The sequence below is a fragment of the Luteimonas sp. A649 genome (assembly GCF_054072735.1).
Genome location: NZ_JBSVRQ010000001.1, coordinates 309,192 through 335,351 on the forward strand (window position 1 = coordinate 309,192; position 26,160 = coordinate 335,351).

Here is a 26,160-nt window from a genome sequence, read left to right on the forward strand (position 1 = left end):
GTGCATTGTGCCGCGACCGGGTGGCCCACGGCGTCATGCAGCGTTCCATCGCACAGGATGCGTTGCCCGGGCTCCGGCGGCTAGCATCCGCACATGGACTCACTTTCGCAGATCGTGCTCGGCGCCGCCGTCGCCGCCGCCATTGCGCCACCCCGACACCGCCGCGCCGCGCTGCTGGCAGGGGCTGCGCTGGGCACCTTGCCCGACCTGGACTCGCTGCCGATCGCCCTGTTCACCGACGACCCGGTCGCGCTGATGACCCTGCATCGCGGCTTCAGCCACTCGCTGTTCGTGCTGCCGTTGCTGGGATGGCTGCTCTGGGCGTTCTTCCGCAAGCGCGGCGGGCGCGTGGCCGAGGCGCCGCGGCGCTGGTTCTGGGCGATCCAGATGGCGCTGTTGACGCATCCACTCCTCGACGCCTTCACCGTCTACGGCACCCAGCTGCTGTGGCCCTTGCCGCTGCCGCCTGTCATGTGGTCGAGCGTCTTCATCATCGATCCGCTGTACACGATCTGGCTGCTGGTGGCCTGCGTCGCGGCGTTCTTCCTGCGCGAGCGCGTGGCGGCGCAGCGCGCGCTCGCCGCCGGCCTGGTACTGAGCACCGCCTATCTGGGCTGGTCACTGGCGGCCAAGGCCCTGGTGGAGCACGAGGCCGACCGCGCGCTGGCGGCCGTAGGGCTAGTCGATGCGCCGCGGTTCTCGGTGCCGATGCCCTTCAACACCTTCCTGTGGCGGGTGGTGGCGCTTACGCCGGACGGCTTCGTCGAAGGTGAGCATTCGCTGGTCGCGGACCGCCGTCCGATGACGTTCCGCCGCTACATGTCCGACGTCGAAGCGCTGGCTCAGGTGGACGGCTATCCCGCGGTGGCGCGGCTGGCCTGGTTCAACCGCGGCTTCATGAAGGCCGCCGAGCGCGATGGCCGGCTGGTGCTGAGCGACCTGCGCATGGGCGCGGAGCCCGACTACAGCTTCAATTTCGCGGTCGCCGAGCGTGAGGATGATGGCTGGCGTGAGATCCCGCCCGAACAACTCTCCTGGCCCTGGGAGGCGCGGCGGCGCCTGGCTGACATGTGGCACCGCATCTGGAGCGAGCCCCCGTCGGCCTCCAGACCGCCGGCCTAGGCGGGGAACCAGTAGCGGGTGAAATGGAAGAACACCGGCGCGGCGAACACGACCGAGTCCATCCTGTCCATCATCCCGCCGTGGCCCTCGATCATGCGGCCCCAGTCCTTGGCGCCGAGGCTGCGCTTGACCGCAGACAGCGCCAGCCCACCGCACACGCCCGCGACCACGATGACCGTCGACATGCCCGCCGATTGCAGCGGGGTGAACGGCGTCATCCACCACAGTGCGGTGCCGATGCCGACCGCGGCCAGTCCGCCGCCGAGCAGGCCTTCGACCGTCTTCGACGGACTCACCGCCGGCGCCAGCTTGCGGCGCCCGAACAGCTTGCCGAACACGTACTGCATCACGTCGCTGATCTGCACCACCAGCATCAGGTAGAGCAGCAACAGCTGGCCTTGGCCGGCCGGCGCGCCAGGATGCAGGATCATCAGCGCGGGCGCGTGGCTGATGCAGTAGATCGCGACCATCGTGCCCCACTGGATCTTGGTGGTGCGTGCGAGGAAGTCGGTGGTGTCGCCACCGAACACCGCAAGCACGGGCAGCGCGAGGAAGGCGTAGACCGGGATGAAGATCGCGAACAGGCCGTACCAGTGGTCGTGGATCAGCCAGTACTGGAGCGGGATCAGCAGGTAGAACGCGGCCACCAGCGGCAGGTGGTCCCCGGCGCGGGTCGGGGTGAGGGTGATGAATTCGCGCAGGGCGAAGAACGAAATCCCGGCGAACACCAGCAGCGTGGCCACCGGTCCGATCGCGAAGCAGGCGCCGAGTACCGCCACCATGCCCCACCAGGCGCGCAGCCTTGCGTTGAGGTTCTGCACCGTGGCGCCGCCGCCGTCGGATCCGCGTCGCGACAACAGCCAGCCGATGATCGACGCCACCAGCAGCAGGCCGACGATGCCGGAAAACACGTACACCATCTTCGTTTGCGGGCTCATGCCATCGCCTCCACCGCGGCGCGCGCGCGTTCCAGGAAATCCTCGCGCGACTCACCGGCGGCCAGGGCCAGCGGTGCGCCGAAATTGACATTGCAGTACAGCGGAAGCGGCAGCGGCAGCAGCGCGCCCTTGGGCAGGCTGCGGTGCAGCGTGTCGAGGTAGACCGGCACCAGCTCGAGGTGGGGATATTCGCTGGCGAGCTTGAACAGGCCGCCCTTGAACGCCTGCGGCAGGCGTTCCGCGCTGCGCGTGCCCTCGGGGAACAGGATCAGTGAATCGCCCTGGTCCAGGGCCTCACGCACCGGCGCCAGCGGGTCGGCATCGGCGGCCGCGCGCTGGCGGTCGATCAGGATCGCGCGCAGCACGTTGCCCGACATCCAGCCGCGCAGGCCGGGTTTGTCCCAGTAGTCGCGGGCGGCCACCGGACGCACCTCGGCGCGCTGCCGCGGCGCCAGCGCCGACCAGATGGCGACGGTGTCGAGGTGGCTGGTGTGGTTCGCGAAGTACAGGCATTGGCCGACTGGTGGCGCGACCCGCCACTGCGCGCGTGCGCCGACCAGCGTGCGGGTGAAACCCACCAGGACGGCACCGGCGAGCCGCGCGATCACGAGGCGGCTTCCAGCTGCCGGGCGACTGCGCGCAGGCGCGTCCCGCAGGTCAGCAGTGCGCCCGCGGCAATGACAAGCACCGCGATCACCAGCGCATGGCGGCTGCCGGCCCACATCGTCTCGAAGGGAGCGACGATGCAGGCCAGGGTCATCAGTGCCATGCGGTGCTGCTTGGCCATCGGGCCGCGGAAATCCTGCGCCAGCCCCAGTGCGCCGCCGAGCGTGCGGATGTACGCCGTCAGCGCCGCCAGCAGGGCCGCGAGCCAGCCGGCCCAGGGCAGGCCGGCCGCGCAGCCCAGCGCGACCAGCAGCACGCTGTCGGCGATGCGGTCGGGGACTTCGTTGTACAGCGCACCGGTGGGCGTGGACCTGCCGCCTTCCACGGCCACCATGCCGTCGAGCAGGTTGCACAGCAGCCGCAGCTGGATGCCCAGCGCGCACAGCCATGCGCCCCAGGCAGGAAGCCACAGCAGCGCGGCGGCGCCAGCGGCGGCGAAGGCGATGCTCAGCACGGAGATCGCGTTGGGCGTCAGCGGCGATCGCGCGAGCGCTGCGGCGCCCCGCTGGATGAGTGCATTGCCGCGCGCCTTGATCGGCCGGCGCGACGCGTCATGGTCCTGTCCTGGTGACGTCATGTGTTCCCTTCCCTGGGTGGGCGCGATGGCCTGGCCGCGCATCTTGGGAGCTGACTGCGCGCGCTGGCAAGCGCAGCGGTGCGTCAGGCGGCCGCCGGGAGGTCCGGCATGACGCCCGCGGCGAGCGCGTCGAAGTAGTCGCGGGTCAGCTGCAGCTGCATGTCCGCGGTCTGCGCGCGGTTGACCACGCTGCGGAAGGCGGCGTTTTCCGGGCGATCCTTCGCGTACCAGCCAAGGTGCTTGCGAGCGATCCGCACGCCCGCCTGCTCCCCGTACAGCACATGCAATGCTTCGAGATGGGACAGCAGGATGTCGCGGACCTCGCGCAGCGACGGCGGCGGCAGGCGCTCGCCGGTGGCGAGGAAGTGCGCCACCTCGCGGAAGATCCAGGGCCGTCCCTGCGCCGCGCGACCGATCATCACTGCGTCGGCACCGGTGTGGCGCAGCACGGCGGCGGCCTTGTCGGGGGAATCGATGTCGCCGTTGGCGAGCACCGGGATCGACAATGCGGCCTTGATGGCGGCGATGGTGTCGTACTCGGCCTGGCCGGTGTAGTGCAGGTCGCGCGTGCGCCCGTGCACGGCCAGCGCGGCGATGCCGCTGTCCTGCGCGATGCGCGCGATCGCGGGCGCGTTGCGCTGCTGCGCGCACCAGCCGGTGCGGATCTTCAGCGTGACCGGCACGTCCACGGCTTCGACCACCGCCTCCAGGATCCGCGCCACCAGCGCTTCGTCCTGCATCAGGGCCGAGCCGGCCCAGGCGCTGCACACTTTCTTGGCCGGGCAGCCCATGTTGATATCGATGATCTGCGCGCCCTGGCCGGCATTGTGGCGCGCGGCCTCGGCCATCAGCCGGGGCTCGGTGCCGGCGATCTGCACGCTCACCGGATCGGGTTCGCCATCGTGGTCCATGCGCGTGAGCGACTTGCGCGTGTTCCAGAAGCGCGGGTCGCTGGTGGTCATCTCGGACACGGCCAAGCCCGCGCCCAGGCGCTTGCACAACTGCCGGAACGGCTTGTCGGTCACGCCCGCCATGGGCGCGAGGACGACGTTCGCGACGATGTCGTGGGGGCCGATGCGCATGGCCGTATTGTCGCCGATCGCGGGGCACGGGGCCCGCGCACTGGCCCGGGGTCAGGCGCCGGGCGCGCCATCCGGCCAGCGGGCGGCCACATCCCTGGCCAGGGGCATCGCGTCCGCTGCGCCCGGGCGTTCGGTGGACAGCGCGGCATAGCGCGTCGCGAAGCGGACATGGGCTGCGAAGGGCGACGACGGCGCGCTCGCCAGCGCGGCCGCCAGTGCGCCGTTGAAAGCGTCGCCGGCACCGGTGGTATCGACCACGCGGGCCTCGGCGGCCGGACAGCGGTAGTGGGCACGGTCATCGCCGCGCAGGCTGTCCTCGCGGTGCGAGACAAAGCATCCGGCGGCCCCCAGCGTCAGCACCAGGGTGCCGCGCGGCAGCAGGGTGCGGCAGAGCCGATGCAGGCCCTCGCCGTCCATGGACGCGAGCGCACCGGCGTCGACGTCGTCGCCGCAGTGGTAGGTCAGCAGGCTGGCGAACTCGGTTTCATTGGGCGTCAGGACTTCGGCCACCGCCAGCAGTTCGCGGCTGCAGGCCGCATTGGCCGGCGCCGGGTTGAGCAGGGTGTGCGCGCCGTTCGCGCGGGCCAGCCGCAGCGCCTCGACGATCGCGTCCACGGGCGACTCGAGCTGGGCCAGGACCACGTCGGCGGCGGCGATCGCCTCGCCCTGGGCGGCCACGAAGTCGGTCGACAGCGCGGCGTTGGCGCCGGGCCCGATGACGATGCTGTTGCCGCCGTTCGCGTCCACGAAGATGCCGGCGGTGCCGGTGGCCGCGTCGGCGCCTTGGGCGCGCAGGTCGATGCCGTGCGTGGTCGCCAGCCGCCGCGCCAATCGCCCGCCATCGTCGTCGCCCAGGGCGCAGATGAAGGTGGTGTCGGCCCCGGCCGAGGCCGCGGCCACCGCCTGGTTGAAGCCCTTGCCGCCGGGACCGGTCGCGTAGTGGCCCGCCAGCGTCTCGCCCGGGCGCGGCAAGCCCGCGCACTGCCAGACGTGGTCGACGTTGAACGAGCCGGCGACGACGACGCGGGACACGCTGCCGGCCTCAGGCGCCGATGTGGGTCAGCACGCCGGCGATGGTCGCGGTCATCAGCGTGGCGACGGTGCCGCCCAGCACCGCGCGCAGGCCGAACCGCGCAAGGTCCTGGCGGCGGTCCGGGGCGAGCCCGCCGATGCCGCCGATCTGGATCGCGATCGAGCTGAAGTTGGCGAAGCCACACAGCGCGTAGGTCGCGATCAGCCGGCCCTCGTCGCCGAGCGACACGCCTTCGACGCGGCCGTTGACGATGTCGGCCAGCTGCAGGTAGGCGACGAACTCGTTGATCACCACCTTCTGCCCGATCAGCGAGCCGACGGTACCGGCGTCTTCCCAGGGCACGCCGATCAGCCAGGCCACCGGCGCCAGCACGTAGCCGAAGATCGCCGCCAGGTCGGTGGGCTTGCCGATCGCCGCCGCAAGCCCGGTGACGTCGCCCAGCCAGGTCAGCGGGGCGTTGATCATCGCGATCAACGCGATGAAGGCCAGCAGCATCGCGCCAATGTTGAGCGCAAGCTTGAGGCCGTCGCCGGCGCCCGCGGCGGCGGCATCGATCAGGTTGCTGGTGGTCTTTTCGACCTCCATCTTCACCGTGCCGCGGGTCAGCGGCTCGCCGGTCTCGGGGATCAGGATCTTGGCGATCACCAGCGTCGCCGGCGCGGCCATGATCGAGGCCGCCAGCAGGTGCTTGGCGTAGTAGGCCTGCTGCGCGGGATCACCCGCGCCGAGCATGCCCACGTAGGCGGCAAGCACGCCGCCGGCGATGTGCGCCATGCCGCCGATCATCATCGTGATCAGCTCGGACTCGGTCATGCGCGAGATGTAGGGACGCACCGTCAGCGGCGCTTCCGTCTGGCCGATGAACACGCTGGCGCAGACGCTGGTGGTCTCCGCGCCCGACACGCGCATCACCTTGGTGATGGCCAGCGCCATGACGCGCACCACCAACTGCATCACGCCCAGGTGGTAGAGCACCGCCATCAGCGAGGCGAAGAAGATGATCGTCGGCAGCACCTGGAAGGCGAAGATGAAGCCGTAGGTCTGCACGTCCATCAGGCTGCCGAAGATGAACTCGGAGCCCGCGTTGACGAAGCCCAGCACCTGCACGAACAGCTGGCCCAGCCAGTCGAAGACCTCGCGCCCGCCGGGCACCAGCAGCACCAGGGCCGCGAATGCGATCTGCAGGGTCACGCCGGTGCCGACCAGCTTCCAGTCGACCCGGCCCTTGTTGTTGGAGAACAGCCAAGTGATCCCGATGAGCACGGCCAGGCCGAAGAGGCCAAAACCGATCCGCGTCAACAATTCCATCAGAACCCGATCCCCTGGCACTGCCGCGGGCGCGCGGCGACGGAGCAGCGTAGTGCAGGCCCGGGAGGCGGGCAACCGTGCTCAGGGATCGCGGGCCACGATCCGGTTGCCGCCGGCGGCCTTGGCGGCCTTCATCCGGCGGTCGGCACAGCCGAGCAGGCCCGATGTACTGGCGCCGTCCTGCGGCCAGGCTGCCAGTCCGGCGCTGAAGGTGAAGGCGAACGCGTCCTGGCCGCGCTCCGGCAGGAACGGGCTCTCGACCAGGGTCCGGCGCAGGCGGTCCAGGCGTTCCCAGGCGCTGCCTGCGGGGCAGTGCAGGACCATCACGAACTCCTGGCCGCCAATCCGGGCCAGGGCCTCGTTGTCGGCCAGCATCCCGCTCATGGTCGAGGCGATGTGGCGCAGCGCGCGGTCGCCGGCCTTGGGTCCGGCTTCGTCATTGACGCGCTTGAAGCGGTCGATGTCGAGCAGCACCAGGGTGAGCGACGCCGCGGAGTTGCGCGCGGTGGCGAACACGTGCGGCATGCGCTGCAGCAGCCAGGAGCGGTTCGGGAGCCCGGTGAGGCCGTCGTGTCCCGACAGCTCCACCAGCGACTGCATGCGCCGGACCAGGACCGCGGCGGTGCCGGTGGCGATGAGCAGCAGCAGCGCCCGCAACAGGTGCCCGCCGATCCCGAGTTCGCCCCCATCGAGCGGCTGCAGGCCGTCGGCCACCTCGCCACGCGCGTAGGCGGCCGCAGCCAGCAGGATGTACTGGGCCAGCGCAAGGCCGCCGGTGAACAGCGTCAGGCGCCCATCCGCGCGCAGGGCGGTGGAGCCGATCAAGACCAGGTAGAACGACCAGCCGACCGCGGCGTGGAGCGTGGCCGCCGGGTACCGTGTCGCAAGCACCGCGAGCGCCATGGACACCAGGGTGACGTCCCAGGCGCTGGTCGCGAACGGCAGCCAGGTCCGGCGCGTGCGCGTCAGCACCAGCCACAGGAGCGCCATCGCGTTCACCAGGACCACCGCAGCCAGGCAGGCCAGGATCCGGCCCATGCCCGCGCCCGCGGCCGCGGCGAGGAGCGGCAGGGCCAGCGCCAGCACCGACAGCAGCAAGCGCGCGCGGGCGACCAGGCGCTCGCCGCTTCCGCCGAGTTCGCGCATGACTTCGTCGGGCGGTGCCATCAGGCGCCCCAGCGTGTCGCGGATCCCGCCATCGTTGGCGTGCATGGTGCGTGCCGTTCCCCCTTGCCTGTCGGGGAGGATAGCGCGGCGGCGCGCGTACACTGCGGCCCGGGCATGTGAACGGAGTGGTCGACGATGGAATACCGCAGGCTCGGCGCGTCGGGGCTGGCGCTGTCGGCGCTGTCGCTTGGCGCTTGGACCACGTTCGGCAGCGGCATCGCACGCGGCGAGGCGCGCGAACTCGTGGCCGCGGCCTGGGACCATGGCATCAACTTCTTCGACAACGCCGAGAGTTATGCCCAGGGCGACGCCGAGCGCGTGATGGGCGACGTGATCGTCGACCTGCGGCTGCCGCGCGACGGCTTCGCGGTGTCGAGCAAGGTGATGTTCGGATCGGCCGCGGATCCGCTGCCGATGCAGAAGGGCCTGTCGCGCAAGCACGTGCACGACGCCTGCCATGCGGCGCTGAAGCGACTGCGCGTGGACTACCTCGACCTGTTCTTCTGCCATCGCCCCGATCCCGACGTGCCGGTGCTGGAAACGGTGTCCGCGATGGATGCGCTCGTGCGCCAGGGCAAGGTGATGTACTGGGGCACGTCGGAATGGCCGGCCGCCCTGGTGCGCGAGGCGCATGCGGCGGCGCGCGCGAACCAACTGCAGCCGCCGTCGATGGAACAGCCGCAGTACAACCTGTTGCACCGGCGTCGCGTGGAGCTCGAGTACGCGCCGCTGTATGCCGAGCTGGGCCTGGGCACCACGGTGTGGTCGCCGCTGGCCTCGGGCCTGCTGACCGGCAAATACAACGACGGCGTGCCCGAGGGTTCGCGCGCCGCGCGCGAGGACTGGCTGCGTGAGCGGTTGGCCGGCGGCGAGGGCGACGACCGCCTTGCGCGGGCGCGGCGTTTCACCGCGCTGGCCGACGAGCTCGGCGTGCGGCCCGGGGCGCTGGCGATCGCCTGGTGCCTGCGCAATCCGCATGTATCCACCGTGATCCTGGGTGCAAGCCGGGTCAGCCAGCTCCTTGAGAACCTGGGGGCCCTGGAGCTGGCCGGGCTGCTGGATGAAGCGACGTGGCGTCGCGCGGAGTCCGCGACCGCCGGCTGATATTCCGGTTGACAGGCAAATGAGAATCATTAGCATTGGATTCCTCATTCGATGAGGAGCTCCAGATGCTTGCCTCCCGGTCCCATCCGTCCAGCTTCAACGCCGACCTCGACGAACCGTCGTTTGCCGATCATCCGGATCCTTCCGTGTGCGACGGAGAGGTCACCAGTGCGTCCCTGCTGCACGGCCAGCGCGAAGTGCTCATCCGCCACGGCAGCGAGGTCTATCGCCTCCGCCACACGCGCAACGACAAGCTGATCCTCACCAAGTAAGCGTCCCGCCGCGGTCACAGTGGGCGCCCGGCCCGCGTCTATACTCCAGATCAATCATTGGGGAGATGTGGGATGTCCGGAGCAACCTTCATTGCGGCCGTGCTGGCTGTCGCGTTCATCGTCTTTTTCTTCAAGATGGTGCGCATCGTGCCGCAGGGCTTCGAGTGGACGGTCGAGCGCTTCGGCAAGTACACGCACACGCTGTCGCCCGGGCTGCACCTGCTGATCCCGGTGATGCAGGCGGTGGGCCGCAAGGTCAACGTCATGGAGCAGGTGCTCGACGTGCCCTCGCAGGAAGTCATCACCAAGGACAACGCCGTGGTGAAGGTCGATGGCGTGGTGTTCTTCCAGGTGCTCGATGCCGCCAAGGCCGCCTACGAGGTCTCCAACCTCGAGGTCGCCACGATCGCGCTGGTGCAGACCAACATCCGCACCGTGATCGGCTCGATGGACCTCGACGAATCGCTGTCCAACCGCGAGTCGATCAACGCCCAGCTGCTCAACGTCGTCGACCAGGCCACCCATCCGTGGGGCATCAAGGTCACCCGCATCGAGATCCGCGACATCCAGCCGCCGCGCGACCTGATCGATTCCATGGGCCGGCAGATGAAGGCCGAGCGCGACCGACGCGCCGTGATCCTGGAAGCCGAGGGCCATCGCAGCTCGGCGATCCTGCGCGCCGAGGGCGAGAAGCAGGCGGCGATCCTGCAGGCCGAGGGCGAACGCGAAGCGGCCTACCGCGAGGCCGAGGCGCGCGAGCGCCTGGCCGAGGCGGAGGCCAAGGCCACTGAAATGGTGTCCAACGCGATCGCGTCGGGCGACGTGCAGGCGATCAACTACTTCATCGCGCAGAAGTACGTCGAGGCCTTCCGCGAGCTCGCGACCGCGCCCAACGCCAAGTTCGTGATGATGCCGATGGAGACCAGCGGGATCATCGGCTCGATCGCGGGCATCGCCGAGCTGGGCAAGGAAGCGCTGGGCAAGCAGCAGGTCGACACGCGCGCGCGCATCGACGCCAAGCGACCGGGGATCTGAGGTGGCCTGGAGCACGCACACCATCGCCTGGGCCGCGATCGCACTGGTGCTGATCGCGGCGGAGACCTTCATCCCGGGCGCGTTCCTGCTCTGGATGGGCATTGCCGCGGCGGTCGTCTGGATGGTGGTGCTGTTGTTCCCCGGCCTGTCGCTGCTGGCACAGGTGGTGCTGTTCGTGGCGCTGAGCGTGGTCGCGGTGCTGGCCTACCTGAAGTGGGGGCGCGGCCGCGAACGTCCGAGCGACCGGCCACTGCTCAACCGCCGAGCCGAGCAGCTGGTCGGGCGCGTGGTCGCACTGGATCGCGCGATCATCGGCGCTCGCGGTCGGGTGAAACTGGACGACGCCTACTGGGATGTCAGCGGTCCCGAGCTCGAAGCCGGGGCGCAGGTGCGCGTCATCGGGGCCAACGGCATGGTGCTCGAGGTGCGTCCGGTCGACTGAGGCAGGGGCGGGCAATCGGATCGGAGCGTTGCAGCCCTGCGTCGACGCCAGGACCGGGCTGCCCCCACGGGGCGATGCCGGTCGGGGATAATGGTCCTCCGCCGCACAGGAGCCCTTGCCCATGACCCGCCAGACGATCCTCAACGCCTCCCACCGCGCGCTCGGCGCGAAGATGGTCGACTTCGGCGGCTGGGACATGCCGATCAACTACGGCTCCCAGATCGAGGAGCACCACCACGTGCGCCGCGACGCCGGCATGTTCGACGTCTCGCACATGACCGTGGTCGACCTGCACGGCGCGCGCGCGCGCGACTTCCTGCGCAAGCTGGTCGCCAACTCGGTCGACAAGCTCAAGGTCCAGGGCAAGGCCCTGTACACCTGCATGCTCGACGAGCAGGGCGGGGTGATCGACGACCTGATCATCTATTACCTCGGCGACGACTTCTATCGACTGGTGGTCAATGCCTCGACGCGCGACAAGGACCTGGCCTGGATCAACGCCCAGGCGAAGCCGTTCGATGTCGAGGTCCGGGTGCGCGACGACCTGGCGATGATCGCCGTGCAGGGCCCGCAGGCACGCGACAAGGTGCTGGGCCTGGTCCATGGCGACGACCAGGCCGCCATCGCCAAGCTCGGCAAGTTCGCCAGCCGCGACGTCCGCTCCGCCGATGGCGCGCCGCTGTTCATCGCCCGCACCGGCTACACCGGCGAGGACGGCTTCGAGGTCGCGCTGCCAGTCGGGCACGCCGTGGCGTTCTGGGACGCGCTGGTCGCGGCGGGCGTGGCGCCGGCGGGCCTGGGCGCGCGCGACACGCTGCGCCTCGAGGCCGGCCTGCCGCTGTACGGCCAGGACATGGATGAATCGGTGACGCCCTACGAGGCCGGCCTGGGCTGGACGGTGTCGCTGGATGAAGGGCGGGAGTTCAACGGTCGCGCGGTGCTCGAGGCACAGCGCGATCGCGGCGACGCCCGCCAGATCGTCGGCTTGGTGATGGACGAGAAGGGCGTGCTGCGCCACGGCCAGAAGGTGCTGGCGGCGAGCGGCGAGGGCGAGATCCTGTCAGGTACGTTCGCGCCCACGCTGGGCAAGGCGATCGCCCTGGCGCGGCTCCCGGCGGGCGAGCCCGGCGACGTGCGCGTGGACATCCGCGGCCGCGAGGTGCCGGTGCGCGTGGTCGCCTATCCTTTCGTTCGCGACGGCCAGCCCCGCGAGGGCATTTGATCCACCGGCCCGACCCTTCGTTACACTAATCCCCCCACCCCCCAGCAACGCTGTCTCCGGAGCAATGCGATGAGCGAAATCCCTGGCGATCTCAAGTTCATGAAGTCCCACGAGTGGGCCCGAGTCGAAGGTGACGGCAAGGTCACCGTCGGCATTTCCGACCACGCCCAGGGCCTGCTCGGCGACCTGGTCTATGTCGACCTGCCAGGCGTCGGCGACAGCGTGGAGGCGGGCACCGCCTGCGCGGTGGTCGAGTCGGTCAAGGCCGCCTCCGATATCTATGCCCCGGTGTCGGGGACGATCCTCGAGGTCAACGCCGCGCTTGCCGACAAGCCGGAAACGATCAACGAAGACGCGTTCGGGGAAGGCTGGCTGTTCGTGATCGAGGCCAGTGAGCCCGACCAGGTCAAGGAGCTGCTTGCTCCCGACGATTACGCCGCGCTGATCGAAGGCGACGACTGACGGACGCCATCGCCGCGCGACGCGCGGCATCGTGTTTCGGAACGCCGGGCATTGCCCGGCGTTCTTCGTCCGGGCGCGGGAGCGGTTGAAAAGGTCCGCGCACTTTCGCGCAATTCGGTCATTGCAGCACCATTGGTGGCGACTGTCCTTGACCCGTCTGCACGCGACGTACACGCGGGCGCGACGAGCACTCGCGCCGCGCCGCGTCGCGTCGCGTGCATCGGCGCACGCACGGCACGAGCGTCCTGCCGCGCGCGCAAAGCACTTAAAACAAGCGCTTTCCCGCATGGGCATCGACGCATTCCCGTTTCCCCCGTCGCTTGCACCACGCGTCGGCACGCCGCTTTCGCCGACGATGGCGTCGACGCTTGCTCCCGCGCAGCGTCCTTGGGGCGACGAAGGGTGTTGACAGCGAAAAAAACCGTGATTAGGTTTCGCCACAACGACACGTGGCCACGAAGCGAGTGAGTGCGAACCAAGCGACAACGCGCGATACAACTCAGTCCTACCGCCGGATGGTCGGCATGGTGGACTCGGGCGTTGTCTCCTCCGCGAAAACTCGAGGACCTTCGAATCATGCAACCCGCGACGCACTCCGCAGCGGGTTTTTTCGTGTCGAGCAATACCAGATCCGGCACGACGCGCTCTGCGCGTCGTCGGTTGACCGTGGGTCCGACACCCGCGGTGCGTTTCGTACTGGGCAGTAGTACCTGCAAGTCCCACAGACGAGGAGAGCCATCACATGGCCACTAAGAAAGTCGTGAAAAAGAAGCCCGCCAAGAAGGCGGCGAAGAAAACCGCGAAGAAGGCCGTGCGCAAGGCTGCACCGCGCAAGGTCGCCAAGAAGGTCGCGAAGAAGAAGGTCGCGAAGAAGGCAGTGAAGAAGGCCGCCGTGAAGAAGGCCGCGAAGAAGACCGCCAAGAAGGCAACCCGCAAGGTCGCCAAGAAGAAGGTCGCGAAGAAGGTAGCCAAGAAGGCCACCAAGAAGACCGCCAAGAAGGCGGCGAAGAAGGTCGCGAAGCGTCCGGCCAAGAAGGCTGCCAAGAAGGCTGTCGCCAAGAAGTCACCGGCGAAGAAGGCGACCAAGAAGGCCGCCGCCAAGAAGACCGTGAAGAAGACCGCCAAGAAGGCGGCGAAAAAGCGTGCGCCGCGCAAGGCCAAGGCACCGGTCGTCTCCATCCCGGCGGCACCCGCGCCGTTGATGTAAGCAACCCCGATAGCCGTAAACCCGACCCCTCTCCCGCAGCCCAGGCGGGGGAGGGGTTTTTCTTTGGCGGGTCAGCGTGGCTCGGCGGTCGAAGCGGCGGCGCTCGAGCCGGCGGGACCGGGGTGCGGCCGGTCGGCGCGGGGTGACGGTGGTGCGTGCTGCCCGTCGTGGTCGGCGGCGTTGGCCAGCAGCAGCTCGTCCACCTCTTCGAGGTCGACATCCAGCCACTGACGCTGACCCAAGCCGATGGCGCTGTCGAGGATGGTCGGCAGCAGGCCGGTGGGCAGGCTGCTTTCGCCGTTCCACAGCACGACCACGCCGAGGTCGCGCTCGGGCATCAGGGCCATCAGGCCCCGGTAGCCCTGCACCGCGCCCGCATGGAAGACCACGCGATGGCCGGCATATTCATAGACGCGCCAGCCCAGGGCATACCCGGCCTCGTTCACGCGCTCCCGCCGCCAGGACGAGCTGCGTGTCTCCTGCGGCGTCGACACCAGCGGCTGCTGGAGCGTTGCAAGCAGCGGCGCAGGCAGCACGTCGGGGCGCCGCCCCGACTGCGCGATCAGCCACTGCGCCATGTCGCTGATGCTGGCGTTGACGCCCGCGGCCGGCGCGACCCGGTAGTACGTGGGCTTGGGCATCAGTGAACGCCAGCCGCCGCCCGCGCGTACGTGCGGCTTGGCCCAGCGCGGGCTCGCCTGGATGCCTTCAAGGCCGTAGCTCGCATCGTTCATGCCCAGCGGCTTGAAGATGCGCCCGGTGACGGCCTCGCTGAAGAACTGGCCGGTGGCGGCGAACACCACGTCGCCGACCAGGCTGAAGGCCACGTTCTGGTAGCTGTAGCAGTCGCCGACGTCGCAGGTCATGGGCGCGTCGGCGAACCTTTGCACCAGGGTGCGGTAGTCGGCGTTGCGCTCGATGTCGCGGTCATAGGTGTTGCGGCCCAGGCCGACGCGGTGGCTGAGGACGTCGGCGACGGTCAGCTTGCCGGCGGCATCGGGATTGGAGAAGCGCAGCGCCGGCATGAAGTCGGCGACGTTGCTGTCCCAGCGCAGCGACCCTTCGGCCACGAGCAATCCGGTCATGGTGCCGGCGAACGGCTTGGACAGCGATGCCAGGCGGAACACGGTATGCGCGTCGACCGGCTCGGCGGCACTGACATCGGTAATGCCATAGCCGCGCGCGCTGAGGACCTCGCCCTTGTGGACGATGGCCATCGCCAGGCCGGGCACGCGCTGGTTGGCAACCACCATCTGTGCCATGGCTTCGAAGCGGGCGACGTCGAAGTCGCTGGACAACGGCATCGACGTGGTGCCGGGCGGCAGCAAGGGCGATGGACCGTCCGCCACGGTGGCTGCCTGCGTGGCTTCCGCCTGGACATCGGCGGACGGCTGCCACTGGAGTTTTGTCTGCGCCGCAGTACCCGCCGCCATCGGCGTGAGGCATGCCAGCAAACCTGCGACCAGGAAGAGGCGGGGAGGCGTGCGCGCTGCGTCTTTCATCGGGCGTTCCCCCTGCGTATGCTGCGACTGCGGGGTGATCATATGCCCCTGTTTCCGCAATTGCATGAACAAGGGGAGCTTTGATGTCCAGCTTGCTGATCCTGCTCGTGTTTGCCGGTGTGATCGTGGTCGCACTGATGTGGGGCGTGGGCATCTACAACGGCCTCGTCACCGCCCGCAACGCATTCAAGAACGCCTTCGCCCAGATCGACGTGCAGCTGCAGCGCCGCTTCGACCTGATCCCGAACCTCGTCGAGACCGCCAAGGGCTACCTCAAGCACGAGCGCGAGACCCTGGAGGCGGTGATCGCCGCCCGCAGCGCCGCGATGTCGGGCCTGTCGGCGGCCAAGGCCAGCCCGGGCGACCCCGCGGCGATGGCCGAGCTCGGCCAGTCGCAAGGCATGCTCAACAGCGCGCTGGGCCGTCTGATGATGGTGGCCGAGGCCTATCCGGACCTCAAGGCCAACCAGAACATGATGCAGCTCACCGAAGAGCTCACCTCCACGGAGAACCGCGTGGCGTTCGCGCGCCAGGCCTACAACGACTCGGTGATGGCCTACAACATCAAGCGTGAGGTGTTCCCGTCCAACATCCTGGCCGGCATGTTCAACTTCGACGCCGCGGCGCTGCTGGAAATCCCGGCCGACAAGGCCGAGGTCCGCGAGGCGCCCAAGGTCCAGTTCTAAAGCTCGATGAACTTCTTCGAGCAGCAGGCGCAGGCCCGCCGCAGCAGCACCCGCCTGGTCGTCCTGTTCGCGCTGGCGGTGGTCGGCATCGTGCTGGCCATCGACATCGCGGTGGCAGTGGTGGCCGGCCCCAACTGGGGCCTGCTGGCATTCACCACGCTGGCCACGCTGGCGGTGATCGGGCTGGGCTCGCTGTACCGGCTGGCCTCGCTGCGCGGCGGTGGCGACGCCGTGGCCCTGCAGTTCGGCGGCACGCCGGTGCCGCAGGACACCACCGATGCATCGCTGCGCCGCCTGCGCAACGTGGTCGAGGAGATCGCGATCGCCTCGGGCGTGCCGGTGCCCAGCCTCTACGTGCTGGAAAACGAGGGGGCGATCAACGCCTTCGCGGCCGGCTACTCGACCAGCGATGCGGCGATCGCGGTGACCCGCGGTGCGCTCGATCGCCTCAACCGCGATGAGCTGCAGGGCGTCATCGCCCATGAATTCAGCCACGTGCTCAACGGCGACATGCGCCTCAACATCCGCCTGATGGGGGTGCTGTTCGGCATCCTCATGATCAGCCTGATCGGGCGCAAGGTGCTGTACCTCGGGGGTGGCCGCAGCCGCAATGGCGCCGCGATCCTGGTCGCGGCGCTGGTGGCGATCCTGGTGGGCGCGATCGGCATGTTCTTCGCACGCATGATCAAGGCCAGCGTCAGCCGCACGCGCGAACGCCTGGCGGATGCGTCGGCGGTCCAGTTCACGCGGCAGACCGCGGGCCTGGCCGGCGCGCTGAAGAAGATCGCAGGCCTGCCCGAGGGCGCGCGCCTGAGCGACAAGGCCGACGCTGAAGAGGCCAGCCACATGCTGTTCGGCGATGGCGTGGGGTTCAGCGGCCTGTTCGCCACCCATCCTCCGATCCTCGAGCGCATCCAGGCCTTGGAGCCGGGCTTCCGCGGCGAGCAGCTCGAACGCATGCGCGGGCAGTGGGCGATGACGCCGCCCTCGGGCCTGCAGGAAGACCGGATGATGGGCCTGGACGGGCACCCGGGCACGCTGCCGGCGCGCGATGGCAACCTCGCTGTCACGCCACCGATGGTGTCCGCCCAGGTCGGCCATCCGGAGGCGGACGACTACCACCGCGCCGACGCCATCGTCCACGCCATGCCCGACGCGCTGGGCACGCTGGCCCGCTCGCGTGAGGCGGTGCTGCCGCTGGTGCTGGGGCTGCTGCTCGACGACGACGCCGCGATGCGCGGTCGCCAGCTGCCTGAAATCACCGCGCGCCTCGGCGACGCCGTGGCCCAGGGTGCGCTGGCACTGCATCGCGGCGACCTGGCTGCGCTGCATCCGATGCAGCGCCTGCCCCTGGCGTCGATCGCGTTCCCGGTGCTGCGCAAGCGGCCGCGCCCGGAGCTGGAGACGTTCCTCGACACGGTGCATGCGGTGGTGCACTGCGACGGTCGCGTATCGTTGTTCGAGTACTGCCTGGCGCGATTGCTCGAAGTCCAGCTGCGCGAGTCGCTGGACCCGCGCAGCCATGCGCGCTTCGGCCGCCGCAAGCCCGGCAGCGTGCGCCAGGAGTTCGCGACCCTGCTCGCGGTCGTGGCGCACGCCGGCAGCCCGGACGATCCGGCAGCCGCGCAGCGCGCCTACCTGGCCGGCCTGCAGCGCGTGCTGCCGCGGGATCACGTGCCGTACGCGCCGCCGGCCACCGGCGTGCTCGCACTCGACGAGGTCTGGGCGGCGCTTGATGCGCTGGAGCCGCTTGCCAAGCAGGTGATGGTTGAGGCGGTGACCGCCGCGGCCAGCCACGACGGCCGGATCTCGGTGGCGGAGTCCGAGCTGCTTCGCACCATCTGCGGCGTGCTGCATTGCCCGCTGCCTCCCGGACTCGAGGCGGCCTGATGCCCGGCGAGCAGATGGGTACCGGACGGCGCCTGGGCCGTTTCCGGACCGCGCTGTCCGCGTCGCCGCCACTGTGGTGGGCGATGCTGTACTTCTTCAGCCTGCTCTGTGGTTACTACGTGCTACGCCCCGTGCGAGACGCCATGGGCGCCTCGTCGGACGCGGCCGCCGTATTCCCGCGTGGCCTGATCGCGCTGGGCGAGCGCATGGGCATCGAGGTCGGTGACTTCACCCTGCAGCTGCTGTTCACCGCCACCTTCATCGCCATGGTGCTGCTGCAGCCGCTGTACGGGGCGCTGGTGTCGCGCTTTCCGCGGCGCGTGTTCCTGCCGGCGGTATACCTGGTCTTCATCGCCTGCCTGCTCGGCTTCTGGTGGGCCTTCGACAGCGGCATCCCGGGGCGCGGCGCGGTGTTCTTCGTCTGGGTGGCGGTCTTCAACCTGTTCGCGGTGAGCGTGTTCTGGAGCTTCATGGCGGATGTCTTCGACAACGCCAACGCGAAGCAGTTCTACGGCTACATCGGTGCCGGCGGCACCATCGGCGCCCTGGTCGGTCCGGCCATCACGCGCTTCCTGGTGGGGCCGGTGGGCGTGGCCAACCTGCTGCTGGTGTCCGCCGGTTTCATCGCCGTCTGCCTGCTGTGCATCATCAAGCTGCGGCCCTGGGCGCTGGCCCGCGAGCGCAGCCACGGTGGCGGCGCGGACGGGCGCGCGATGGGCGGTTCGATCCTGGCCGGCCTGCGCCTGGTCTGGGAGCGGCCGCTGCTGCGCGCGCTGGCGATGCTGATGTTCTTCGGTGTCGGTGTCGGCACCCTGCTGTACAACGAGCAGGCAGCGATCGTGCGTGCGGCCTTCGATACCGCCGAGGAGCGCGCGGCGTTCTACTCGACGCTCGACTGGGCGATCAACGGGCTCACCATCGCCATCCAGCTGCTGCTGACCCGCTTCCTGCTGCAGCGCTACGGTATCGCGCCGCTGCTGCTGCTGCCGGCGTTCGCGATCATGCTGGGCTTCGCGGCGCTGTCGGCCTCGCCGCTGCCGATGCTGGTGGCGATCGTGCAGATCGTCACCCGTGCCAGCGAATTCTCGCTGGCCAAGCCCGCGCGGGAAACGCTGTACACCCGCGTCGACCGCGAGGAGCGCTACAAGGCCAAGGCGGTGATCGACACCGCGGTCTACCGCGGCGGCGACCTCACCTTCGTGTGGATGCACAAGGCGCTGGCGGCGCTGGGGTCGAGCATGGTGTTCCTGGCCGGCCTGGGTATCGCGGTGGGCATGACCTACGGCGCATGGCGCGTGGTGCGCGCCGAGCGCACGCTCCCGGACGACCCCGCCGCGGAGCCCGTGCATGCGACACCCAAGCCGACGTGACCTCCTGAAGGCCGGCCTTGCCGGTGCCGTTGCCCTGGCCCTGCCGGCCTGCGCGCGCAGCCTCGCCGGCGGTGCCGGACCCGAAGCCGCCGGCGCCGCTGCACCGATGCGGATCCTCGTGCTGGGCGGCACCGGCTTCCTCGGTCCGCACTTTGTCGCCGCCGCGCGCGCGAAGGGCCATCGGCTGACCCTGTTCAACCGTGGCAAGAGCAACCCGGAGCGCTTCGAGGGCGAGGAGTTCGCCGACATCGAACAGCTGCGCGGCGATCGCAAGGTCGACCTCTCCGCGCTGGGAGGCGACCGCCGCTGGGACGCGGTGCTCGATACCTCCGCCTACGTGCCGGCCGACGTCACCCGCGCGGCGCGGCTGCTCGCGCCCCGAGTGGGGCAGTACCTGATGGTGTCGACGATTTCGGTCTATGCGAAGACCGACCGGCGGGGCCAGGACGAGGACGCGTCGCTCGCGATCCTCGCCGACCCGAGCGTCACCGAAGTCACCGGTGAGACCTACGGCGGGCTCAAGGCGCTGTGCGAGCGCGCCGCCGAAGCCGAACTCCCCGGACGCACCACCATCGTCCGTCCCGGGCTGATCGTCGGTCCGGGCGACACCACCGACCGCTTCACCTACTGGCCGGCGCGGGCCGACCGTGGCGGCGAGATCCTCGCGCCCGGTGCGCCAGACGATCCGACGCAGTTCATCGACGTGCGCGACCTCGCGGATTTCCTGCTGCTCGCGCTGGAGCAGCGCCACACGGGGATCTACAACGCCGACGCGCCTGCGGGTTCGATCACCATGGGCCGGCTGCTGGCGACCTGCCAGGACGTGTCGCGGCGCATGAACACCATCCAGTGCGTGCGCGCACCGTGCCCGCAGCCGCCTGGCCACGATTCCACGCTGACGTGGGTGCCGGCGGACTTCCTGGAGGCGCAGGGCGTGTCGCCCTGGCAGGACATGCCGGCGTGGATCCCCGCGACAGGTGATTACGCCGGCTTTGGCCACATCAGCACGGCGCGTGCGCATGCGATCGGCCTGCGCACGCGTTCGCTCGAGGACACGGTCGGTGACACCCTGGACTACTGGCGCTGGCTTCCGCCGGAGCGTCGTGCACAGCCCAAGGCGGGAATCACGCATGAGCGCGAGGCGGCCGTGCTGGCGGCCTGGCATGAACGTGGGCGATGAGCCGAGCCGTCCGCGCACGCACGCGCGTCATGCGCCGTGCTAAGGCCGGCTGGACGCGTCGGATCCGCCTCCATGCTCGTTCGAATGGCTACGGTTGCCGTCCTGCTACTGGCGGAGCATGGTCGACCCGAGGATCGTTTTCCTCCCGTCCGCATCAACCACACCACCTCGTACTACGCGGTGCAGGGCAACAGCATTGGCCGCATACGCGAACAGCTGCGCCACCATGCTCCACAAGGCATGGCCTCGGGGCATGGCCGGACCAGCAGCAGGCTCTCGGTCGAAGCACAGCTCGACCAGGGCGCTGATGGCTGCACCCTCGGGGGGCTGGAGCTGTCGGTGGACATCGTGACGACGCTGCCCGAGTGGCAGCCAGCGCCACATGCCGGAAGAGAGGTGCGGCAGCAATGGCTGGGCGCACTCGGACGGCTCGAGCGCCATGAGGAAGGACATCGCCGCCATGCGACCGAGGCGGCCCACGAGCTGCACGCCGCCTTGCTGCGTCTTGCGCCCGAGGATGACTGCCTGCGTCTGCAGACGAGGGTGGACAGCATGGTGCGCCGGGCCACCTGGAAGCTGCGGATGCGTGACCGGTTCTTCGACGAGCGCACGCAGGACGGACTCCTCGACGATGCTTCCGCGTCATAGCTAGCGTGCGGCGCTGCCGCGGACATGCCCGCTGCCCGACACGTGGGTGGGCAGGCGGGCAGGGAACCCCGGTAACGCGTTGCTGGAGGCCTCAGGCTGCTTCGCGGTTGCCGTCCGGGCGTTCCGGGTTGTAGTACGTCGCCGCGCGCAGCTCATGCGCGTCGAAGTCGTCGACGGTGATCGCGTCGAGCGTCATCTCGCGCAGCTCTTCGAGCTGCACCCGCTCCTCGGCGGTGATCCAGCCCTCGCGCACGCCCTCGTCGAGCTGGCTGGCGAAGTCCAGCGCCTCGATGCCCTTGTTCTTCAGCGCCTTGAGGAACTTGCGCTCCACCGGCTCCGCGGCCACGGCGGCGGCCAGGTAGCTGTTGATGCGGCCGGCGGGGTTGTTCGCGCAGGGCGTGGTGAAGACGCCGGATGCGAGCCGGTCGCGGGCTTCGTTCGGCGTCATCAGCAGCGCCGCGACGCGATGGCCCAGCCGGTCGCCCGGCGCTTCGGCGCGGCGGCCGAGCGGGAAGATCAGCAGCCACATCAGCCAGCCCACCGGGCGGATCGGGAAGTTGCGCAGCGCCGCGGACAGCGCGGTTTCGATCTTGTGCACGCTGTCGTGGTACGCCCACGCCAGCAGCGGGCGATCGGCGACCGGCGTGCCTTCGTCGTGGTAGCGCTTGAGGATGGCGCTGGTCATGTACAGGTGGCTGAGCACGTCACCCAGGCGGCCCGACAGCGACTCCTTGAACTTGAGCTTGCCGCCCAGCATCAGCATCGACACGTCGGCCATCAGCGCCAGGTTGGCGGAATGGCGGTTGAGGCGGCGGAAGAAGCGGCGGGTGTAGTCGTCGCCCGGCGCCCTGCCGAAGCGCGAGCCCGTCACTGCGAACCACACCGAGCGCACCGCGTTGGAAATCGCATAGCCGATGTGGCCGAAGAGCGCGCGGTCGAAGGCTTCCAGGCCAGCCCGCTCGTCGGGATCCTGCGCCGCCTTCATCTCCTTCATCACCCACGGATGGCAGAGGATCGCGCCCTGGCCGAAGATCAGCAGGCTGCGGGTCATGATGTTGGCGCCCTCGACCGTGATCGCGATCGGCGAGGCCTGCCATGCGCGGCCGGCGAAGTTGCGCGGGCCGAGGATGATGCCCTTGCCGCCGATGACGTCCATGACGTCCTTGGCCACTTCCCGGCCCATCTCGGTGCAGTGGTACTTGGCGATCGCCGAGGGCACCGCGGGCACGTCGCCACGGTCGACCGCCGCCGCGGTCGCCTGCGACAGCGCGCTGATCGCATACGCCTTGCCGCCGATGCGCGCCAGCGCCTCTTCGACGCCCTCGAAGCGGCCGATCGACAGCCCGAACTGCTTGCGGATGCGCGCATAGGCACCGGTGGTGACCGCGCCGGACTTGGCGCCGCCGCTGGCGGTGGAGGGCAGGGTGATCGAGCGCCCGATCGACAGGCACTCGCTGAGCATCCGCCAGCCTTCGCCGAAGCCGTTTTCCTCGCCGATCACCTGGCTCAGGGGCACGAACACTTCGCGGCCGTGGATCGGGCCGTTCTGGAACGGCGAGTTGAGCGGGAAGTGGCGGCGGCCGATGTCCATGCCCTCGACCTCGCGCGGCACCAGGGCAAGCGTGATGCCGATGTCGCGGGTGTCGCCGAGCAGGCCGTCGGGGTCGTACATGCGGAAGGCCAGGCCGATCAGCGAAGCCACGGGCGCGAGCGTGATGTAGCGCTTGTCGAAGGTGAGCTTCAGGCCCAGCACCTGGGCGCCGTTCCACTCACCCTTGCAGACGATGCCGAAGTCCGGGATCGAGGTCGCGTCCGAGCCCGCGAAGGGACCGGTCAGGCCGAAACAGGGCACGTCGCGGCCATCGGCCAGGCGCGGCAGGTAATAGTCCTTCTGCGCCTGGGTGCCGTAGTGCATCAGCAGTTCGCCGGGGCCAAGCGAGTTCGGCACGCCCACGGTCGAGCTGACCACGCTGGAGATCGAGGCCAGCTTCTGGATCACCTTGTGGTGGGCCAGCGCGCTGAAGCCCAGGCCGCCGTATTCCTTCGGAATGATCATCCCGAAGAAGCGCCGGTCCTTCATGAACTGCCACATCTCCGGCGGCAGGTCGGCGCGGACATGGGTGATGTCCCAGTCGTCGGTCATCCGGCAGAGCTGCTCCACTGGACCGTCCAGGAATGCCTGCTCCTCGACGGTGAGCTCCGGCTTGGGCTGCGACATCAGGACGTTCCAGTCCGGCGCGCCCGAGAACAGCTCGCCTTCGAAGCCGACCGAGCCGGCCTCCAGCGCGATGCGTTCGGTCTGCGACAGCGGCGGCAGGATCTTGCGGTAGAACTTCAGCAGCGGCGCGGTGACCAGGGGCTTCCGGATCACCGGCAGCAGCAGGGGCACGGCGACCAGGGCGGCGATGGCGATGGCGACCACGGTGGCCGGAATGCTGGCGCCCAGCAGCCAGCAGGCGGCGAGCGCGGCGGCAGTGATGGCCGCCCAGGTGGCCAGGCGCATCCGGTGGTAGGCGGCGAACGCGCCAACCAGCAGCAGGACGAGGAAGGGGACGACGATACTCATGGCACGGTCTCCGCGAGCGCTCGGCTCGCCTTCGGCTGGTGGAAGCCAGTGTGCACCCGCAGACGACACGGCCGCGCACGGGCCATACGGATCAGTATGGACATCGGCACCCGGCGCTGTCAACGCGGTGGCCCGCCGAGTGCTGTCCCGCACCCATGCGTATGGATACACTCGGGGAATGAAGAAGCCTGCGGCAAAAAGCGAACGCAGCCGCCTCAGCGCCGATGACTGGGCCGAGGCCGCACTGGACCTGGTCGCCGAGCTCGGCGTATCCGCGGTGGCGGTCGAACCGCTTGCACGCCGGCTGGGCGTCACCAAGGGCAGTTTCTATTGGCATTTCCCGTCCCGCGACGCGCTGCTGCAGGCTGCGCTGGAGCGTTGGGAGGCGTTCGAGGAGCAGGACGTCTTCGGCAAGCTCGAGGCCGTTCCCGATCCCCGCGAACGCCTGCGCGCGCTGTTCCAGATGGTGGCCCGGGAGTTCAAGTCGCACGTGGTGTACAGCGCGCTGCTCAAGGCGCCGGACCATCCGGCCGTGCAGCCGGTGATCGACCGTGTGTCGCAGCGCCGGCTCGATTACCTCACCGCGTCGTTCCGGCAGGCCGGCCTGGGCCGCACCGAGGCACGGCACCGCGCGCGGCTGACCTATGCCGCATATGTCGGCTTCCTGCAGTTGAACCTGCAATTGCACCAGGCCCGGATGCCGCAGGAAGAGTTCGATGAATACGTCGAGCACCTGACCCGCACCCTGGTGCCGGGCTGACGCGGAGCATTGCTGCTTATTGCACTGCAGCACGCGGCGGGGTGCCGGCTGGCTAGAATTGGTGGTCCAGCCTGAAAAAAGCGCTTTGCGGAGGCGCAAGACACATGAATGCAGTTCCCCAGCAGGGCGCCCGTGCGACGCCCGGCACGCGGCTTGCGTCCCTGCGGCAGTGGGTCGACGAGGTCGCGGCGCTGACCCGGCCGGATCGCGTGGTGTGGTGCGACGGCAGCGACACCGAAGCCGCCGGCCTGGAGGCGGCCATGATGGCCGATGGCACCCTGCTGCCCTTGAACCAGGACACCCACCCGGGCTGCGCGCTGCACCGCTCCAGTCCCGATGACGTGGCCCGGGTCGAGCACCTGACCTTCGTCTGTCCGTCCAACCGGGATGACGCCGGCCCCAACAACCACTGGATGGCGCCGGCCGAGGCGCACGCCAAGATCGATGCCCTCTTCGACGGCTGCATGCAGGGCCGCACGATGTATGTCGTCCCGTACTGCATGGGTCCGATCGATTCGCCGCTGGCGCGCTGCGGGGTCGAGATCACCGACTCCGCGTACGTCGTCGCCAACATGCGGCTGATGACGCGCATGGGCGCCGGGGCGCTGGCCCGCATCGAGCGCGAAGGCATGTTCGTGCGCGGCCTGCATTCCACCGGCGAGCTCGATCCCGGGCGCCGCTACATCATGCATTTCCCGGAAGAGCTGGCGATCAAGTCCTACGGCTCGGGCTACGGCGGCAACGCGCTGCTGGGCAAGAAGTGCCACGCGCTGCGCATCGCGTCGCACCAGGCGCGGCAGGAGGGCTGGCTGGCCGAGCACATGCTGATCGTCGGCATCGAGAACCCGCAGGGCGAAGTGCATTACGTCGCCGCGGCGTTCCCCAGCGCCTGCGGGAAGACCAACCTGGCCATGCTGATCCCGCCGGAGTCCTACCGTGAAAAGGGCTGGAAGGTGTGGACGGTCGGTGACGATATCTGCTGGATGCACCCGGGCGAAGACGGGCGGCTGTGGGCGATCAATCCGGAGGCCGGCTTCTTCGGCGTGGCGCCGGGAACGTCTGAAAAGTCCAACCCCAATGCCCTGGCTTCGATCCAGCAGAACACCATCTTCACCAACGTCGCGGTCACCGACGACGGCCAGCCCTGGTGGGAAGGCCTGGACAAGCGCGAGCCGGCGAAGGACTGGCAGGGCCGTCCCTACGACGCCGGCAACGGCCCGGCCGCGCATCCGAACTCCCGCTTCACCGTCAGCGCACGCCAGTGCCCGAGCTGGACGCCCGAGGCCGAAGCACCGCAGGGCGTGCCGATCAGCGCGATCGTCTTCGGCGGCCGCCGCGCCAGCCTGGTGCCGCTGGTGTTCGAGGCGCGCGACTGGACGCACGGCGTGCTGGTCGGCGCGGCCATGGGTTCGGAAACCACGGCTGCGGCGACCGGGGCGGTCGGCGTGATGCGCCGCGACCCGATGGCGATGAAGCCGTTCTGCGGCTACAACTTCGCCGACTACTTCAGCCACTGGCTGTCCTTCGACACACCAGAGGCGCGGTTGCCCAAGGTCTTCCACGTGAACTGGTTCCGCAAGGATGCCGACGGCCGCTTCGTGTGGCCGGGCTTCGGCGACAACCTGCGCGTGCTCGAATGGATCATCGGCCGCGTCAAGGGCGAGGCCGGGGGAACGGATACGCCCATCGGCGCCATTCCGGCGGCAGGCGACCTGGCGCTTGAGGGCCTGGACCTCGACGATGCCGCGCTGGCAACCCTGCTGGGCTTCGAGCGCGAGGGCTGGCGCACGGAGTTCGGCGAGATCGGTGGCTTCCTGGACGGCTTCGGTGAACGCATGCCGGAGGCGCTGCTCGACGAGCATCGCCGGATCAGCGACGAAATCGCCGTCTGACCCGGACTCCACGTTCCGCTTGAAGGGCG

Annotated in this window: 24 protein-coding genes; 14 read left to right on the plus strand and 10 right to left on the minus strand. The window is 69.4% G+C overall.

The genetic code is table 11. The features are described from left to right. Positions 1-93 precede the first annotated feature (93 nt). A complete protein-coding gene (locus ACW5E8_RS01460; protein WP_456963731.1) occupies positions 94-1,122 on the plus strand; it encodes a metal-dependent hydrolase in 1,029 nt (342 codons plus the stop codon). Here ACW5E8_RS01460 and ACW5E8_RS01465 read toward each other — a convergent pair. From ACW5E8_RS01465 to ACW5E8_RS01495, 7 genes are all read right to left on the minus strand, one after another. After that, positions 1,119-2,060: a phosphatidate cytidylyltransferase gene (locus tag ACW5E8_RS01465; RefSeq protein ID WP_456963732.1), complete on the minus strand. Its 942-nt coding sequence runs from the start codon at positions 2,058-2,060 to the stop codon at positions 1,119-1,121. The genes ACW5E8_RS01460 and ACW5E8_RS01465 overlap by 4 nt on opposite strands. Further along, complete coding sequence (locus tag ACW5E8_RS01470) at positions 2,057-2,668, minus strand: lysophospholipid acyltransferase family protein (RefSeq protein WP_456963733.1); 612 nt, start codon at positions 2,666-2,668, stop codon at positions 2,057-2,059. The genes ACW5E8_RS01465 and ACW5E8_RS01470 overlap by 4 nt, the downstream gene beginning before the upstream one ends. Further along, positions 2,665-3,303, minus strand: coding sequence for a CDP-alcohol phosphatidyltransferase family protein (locus tag ACW5E8_RS01475; protein WP_456963734.1), 639 nt, complete (start codon positions 3,301-3,303; stop codon positions 2,665-2,667). The genes ACW5E8_RS01470 and ACW5E8_RS01475 overlap by 4 nt, the downstream gene beginning before the upstream one ends. An 83-nt stretch (positions 3,304-3,386) precedes the next feature. Further along, on the minus strand, positions 3,387-4,385 hold the full coding sequence (gene dusB, locus ACW5E8_RS01480; RefSeq protein WP_456963735.1) for a tRNA dihydrouridine synthase DusB: 999 nt from the start codon (positions 4,383-4,385) through the stop codon (positions 3,387-3,389). Positions 4,386-4,436: 51 nt separating this feature from the next. Beyond that, a complete protein-coding gene (locus tag ACW5E8_RS01485) occupies positions 4,437-5,417 on the minus strand; it encodes a ribokinase (protein ID WP_456963736.1) in 981 nt (326 codons plus the stop codon). 10 nt (positions 5,418-5,427) lie between these two features. Beyond that, positions 5,428-6,729, minus strand: a complete 1,302-nt coding sequence (locus ACW5E8_RS01490; RefSeq protein WP_456965203.1) for a NupC/NupG family nucleoside CNT transporter — start codon at positions 6,727-6,729, stop codon at positions 5,428-5,430. Between the two features lie 78 nt (positions 6,730-6,807). Continuing rightward, positions 6,808-7,938 (minus strand): GGDEF domain-containing protein, encoded by a 1,131-nt coding sequence (locus tag ACW5E8_RS01495; RefSeq protein WP_456963737.1) that lies wholly within the window; start codon positions 7,936-7,938, stop codon positions 6,808-6,810. Positions 7,939-8,028: 90 nt separating this feature from the next. On the opposite strand from ACW5E8_RS01495, the gene ACW5E8_RS01500 reads away from it, so the two are divergent. From ACW5E8_RS01500 to gcvH, 6 genes are all read left to right on the plus strand, one after another. Next, on the plus strand, positions 8,029-8,997 hold the full coding sequence (locus ACW5E8_RS01500; RefSeq protein WP_456963738.1) for an aldo/keto reductase: 969 nt from the start codon (positions 8,029-8,031) through the stop codon (positions 8,995-8,997). A 65-nt stretch (positions 8,998-9,062) separates the two neighbouring features. Continuing rightward, positions 9,063-9,269 carry a hemin uptake protein HemP gene (locus tag ACW5E8_RS01505; RefSeq protein WP_456963739.1) on the plus strand — a complete coding sequence of 69 codons (207 nt, stop codon included), beginning with the start codon at positions 9,063-9,065 and terminating at the stop codon, positions 9,267-9,269. Positions 9,270-9,341: 72 nt separating this feature from the next. Then, positions 9,342-10,304, plus strand: a complete 963-nt coding sequence (locus ACW5E8_RS01510; protein WP_456963740.1) for an SPFH domain-containing protein — start codon at positions 9,342-9,344, stop codon at positions 10,302-10,304. A 1-nt stretch (position 10,305) separates the two neighbouring features. After that, on the plus strand, positions 10,306-10,746 hold the full coding sequence (locus ACW5E8_RS01515) for an NfeD family protein (protein ID WP_456963741.1): 441 nt from the start codon (positions 10,306-10,308) through the stop codon (positions 10,744-10,746). Positions 10,747-10,867: 121 nt separating this feature from the next. Further along, a complete protein-coding gene (gene gcvT, locus ACW5E8_RS01520) occupies positions 10,868-11,968 on the plus strand; it encodes a glycine cleavage system aminomethyltransferase GcvT (RefSeq protein ID WP_456963742.1) in 1,101 nt (366 codons plus the stop codon). 69 nt (positions 11,969-12,037) lie between these two features. Continuing rightward, positions 12,038-12,430: a glycine cleavage system protein GcvH gene (gene gcvH / locus ACW5E8_RS01525; protein WP_456963743.1), complete on the plus strand. Its 393-nt coding sequence runs from the start codon at positions 12,038-12,040 to the stop codon at positions 12,428-12,430. 738 nt (positions 12,431-13,168) lie between these two features. Here gcvH and ACW5E8_RS01530 read toward each other — a convergent pair. Both ACW5E8_RS01530 and ACW5E8_RS01535 read right to left on the minus strand, forming a co-directional pair. Further along, positions 13,169-13,609 (minus strand): hypothetical protein, encoded by a 441-nt coding sequence (locus tag ACW5E8_RS01530; protein ID WP_456963744.1) that lies wholly within the window; start codon positions 13,607-13,609, stop codon positions 13,169-13,171. A gap of 99 nt (positions 13,610-13,708) precedes the next feature. Continuing rightward, a complete protein-coding gene (locus ACW5E8_RS01535) occupies positions 13,709-15,103 on the minus strand; it encodes a serine hydrolase domain-containing protein (RefSeq protein WP_456965204.1) in 1,395 nt (464 codons plus the stop codon). Between the two features lie 119 nt (positions 15,104-15,222). Here ACW5E8_RS01535 and ACW5E8_RS01540 point away from each other — a divergent pair, with 119 nt between their 5' ends. The 5 genes from ACW5E8_RS01540 (at position 15,223) to ACW5E8_RS01560 (ending at position 20,913) form a co-directional block, all read left to right on the plus strand. After that, a complete protein-coding gene (locus tag ACW5E8_RS01540; protein WP_456963745.1) occupies positions 15,223-15,825 on the plus strand; it encodes a LemA family protein in 603 nt (200 codons plus the stop codon). A 6-nt stretch (positions 15,826-15,831) separates the two neighbouring features. Continuing rightward, positions 15,832-17,715 carry a M48 family metallopeptidase gene (locus ACW5E8_RS01545; protein WP_456963746.1) on the plus strand — a complete coding sequence of 628 codons (1,884 nt, stop codon included), beginning with the start codon at positions 15,832-15,834 and terminating at the stop codon, positions 17,713-17,715. Further along, a complete protein-coding gene (locus ACW5E8_RS01550) occupies positions 17,715-19,085 on the plus strand; it encodes an NTP/NDP exchange transporter (RefSeq protein WP_456963747.1) in 1,371 nt (456 codons plus the stop codon). The genes ACW5E8_RS01545 and ACW5E8_RS01550 overlap by 1 nt, the downstream gene beginning before the upstream one ends. Then, a complete protein-coding gene (locus ACW5E8_RS01555; RefSeq protein ID WP_456963748.1) occupies positions 19,063-20,265 on the plus strand; it encodes an NAD-dependent epimerase/dehydratase family protein in 1,203 nt (400 codons plus the stop codon). The genes ACW5E8_RS01550 and ACW5E8_RS01555 overlap by 23 nt, the downstream gene beginning before the upstream one ends. Positions 20,266-20,337: 72 nt before the next feature. Further along, positions 20,338-20,913: a DUF922 domain-containing protein gene (locus ACW5E8_RS01560; protein WP_456963749.1), complete on the plus strand. Its 576-nt coding sequence runs from the start codon at positions 20,338-20,340 to the stop codon at positions 20,911-20,913. Positions 20,914-21,004: 91 nt separating this feature from the next. On the opposite strand, the gene ACW5E8_RS01565 is transcribed toward ACW5E8_RS01560, so the two are convergent. Further along, complete coding sequence (locus ACW5E8_RS01565) at positions 21,005-23,479, minus strand: acyl-CoA dehydrogenase (protein ID WP_456963750.1); 2,475 nt, start codon at positions 23,477-23,479, stop codon at positions 21,005-21,007. A gap of 178 nt (positions 23,480-23,657) precedes the next feature. Between ACW5E8_RS01565 and ACW5E8_RS01570 the strand changes: the two genes are divergently transcribed. Together ACW5E8_RS01570 and ACW5E8_RS01575 are read left to right on the plus strand one after the other, a co-directional pair. Next, positions 23,658-24,239: a TetR/AcrR family transcriptional regulator gene (locus tag ACW5E8_RS01570; protein WP_456963751.1), complete on the plus strand. Its 582-nt coding sequence runs from the start codon at positions 23,658-23,660 to the stop codon at positions 24,237-24,239. 104 nt (positions 24,240-24,343) lie between these two features. Next, the gene (locus ACW5E8_RS01575; protein WP_456963752.1) at positions 24,344-26,131 is read left to right on the plus strand and encodes a phosphoenolpyruvate carboxykinase (GTP); all 1,788 of its coding nucleotides are present in this window, start codon (positions 24,344-24,346) and stop codon (positions 26,129-26,131) included. Positions 26,132-26,160 lie beyond the last annotated feature (29 nt).

Bases quoted from the DNA above. Each gene is read 5' to 3' on its own strand.
- ACW5E8_RS01460 (WP_456963731.1), top strand. From the start codon at position 94: ATGGACTCACTTTCGCAGATCGTGCTCGGCGCCGCCGTCGCCGCCGCC.
- ACW5E8_RS01465 (WP_456963732.1), bottom strand. From the start codon at position 2,060: ATGAGCCCGCAAACGAAGATGGTGTACGTGTTTTCCGGCATCGTCGGC.
- ACW5E8_RS01475 (WP_456963734.1), bottom strand. From the start codon at position 3,303: ATGACGTCACCAGGACAGGACCATGACGCGTCGCGCCGGCCGATCAAG.
- dusB (WP_456963735.1), bottom strand. From the start codon at position 4,385: ATGCGCATCGGCCCCCACGACATCGTCGCGAACGTCGTCCTCGCGCCC.
- ACW5E8_RS01495 (WP_456963737.1), bottom strand. From the start codon at position 7,938: ATGCACGCCAACGATGGCGGGATCCGCGACACGCTGGGGCGCCTGATG.
- ACW5E8_RS01500 (WP_456963738.1), top strand. From the start codon at position 8,029: ATGGAATACCGCAGGCTCGGCGCGTCGGGGCTGGCGCTGTCGGCGCTG.
- ACW5E8_RS01505 (WP_456963739.1), top strand. From the start codon at position 9,063: ATGCTTGCCTCCCGGTCCCATCCGTCCAGCTTCAACGCCGACCTCGAC.
- ACW5E8_RS01510 (WP_456963740.1), top strand. From the start codon at position 9,342: ATGTCCGGAGCAACCTTCATTGCGGCCGTGCTGGCTGTCGCGTTCATC.
- gcvT (WP_456963742.1), top strand. From the start codon at position 10,868: ATGACCCGCCAGACGATCCTCAACGCCTCCCACCGCGCGCTCGGCGCG.
- gcvH (WP_456963743.1), top strand. From the start codon at position 12,038: ATGAGCGAAATCCCTGGCGATCTCAAGTTCATGAAGTCCCACGAGTGG.
- ACW5E8_RS01530 (WP_456963744.1), bottom strand. From the start codon at position 13,609: ATGGAGACGACCGGTGCCTTGGCCTTGCGCGGCGCACGCTTTTTCGCC.
- ACW5E8_RS01540 (WP_456963745.1), top strand. From the start codon at position 15,223: ATGTCCAGCTTGCTGATCCTGCTCGTGTTTGCCGGTGTGATCGTGGTC.
- ACW5E8_RS01545 (WP_456963746.1), top strand. From the start codon at position 15,832: ATGAACTTCTTCGAGCAGCAGGCGCAGGCCCGCCGCAGCAGCACCCGC.
- ACW5E8_RS01550 (WP_456963747.1), top strand. From the start codon at position 17,715: ATGCCCGGCGAGCAGATGGGTACCGGACGGCGCCTGGGCCGTTTCCGG.
- ACW5E8_RS01555 (WP_456963748.1), top strand. From the start codon at position 19,063: ATGCGACACCCAAGCCGACGTGACCTCCTGAAGGCCGGCCTTGCCGGT.
- ACW5E8_RS01560 (WP_456963749.1), top strand. From the start codon at position 20,338: ATGCTCGTTCGAATGGCTACGGTTGCCGTCCTGCTACTGGCGGAGCAT.
- ACW5E8_RS01565 (WP_456963750.1), bottom strand. From the start codon at position 23,479: ATGAGTATCGTCGTCCCCTTCCTCGTCCTGCTGCTGGTTGGCGCGTTC.
- ACW5E8_RS01570 (WP_456963751.1), top strand. From the start codon at position 23,658: ATGAAGAAGCCTGCGGCAAAAAGCGAACGCAGCCGCCTCAGCGCCGAT.
- ACW5E8_RS01575 (WP_456963752.1), top strand. From the start codon at position 24,344: ATGAATGCAGTTCCCCAGCAGGGCGCCCGTGCGACGCCCGGCACGCGG.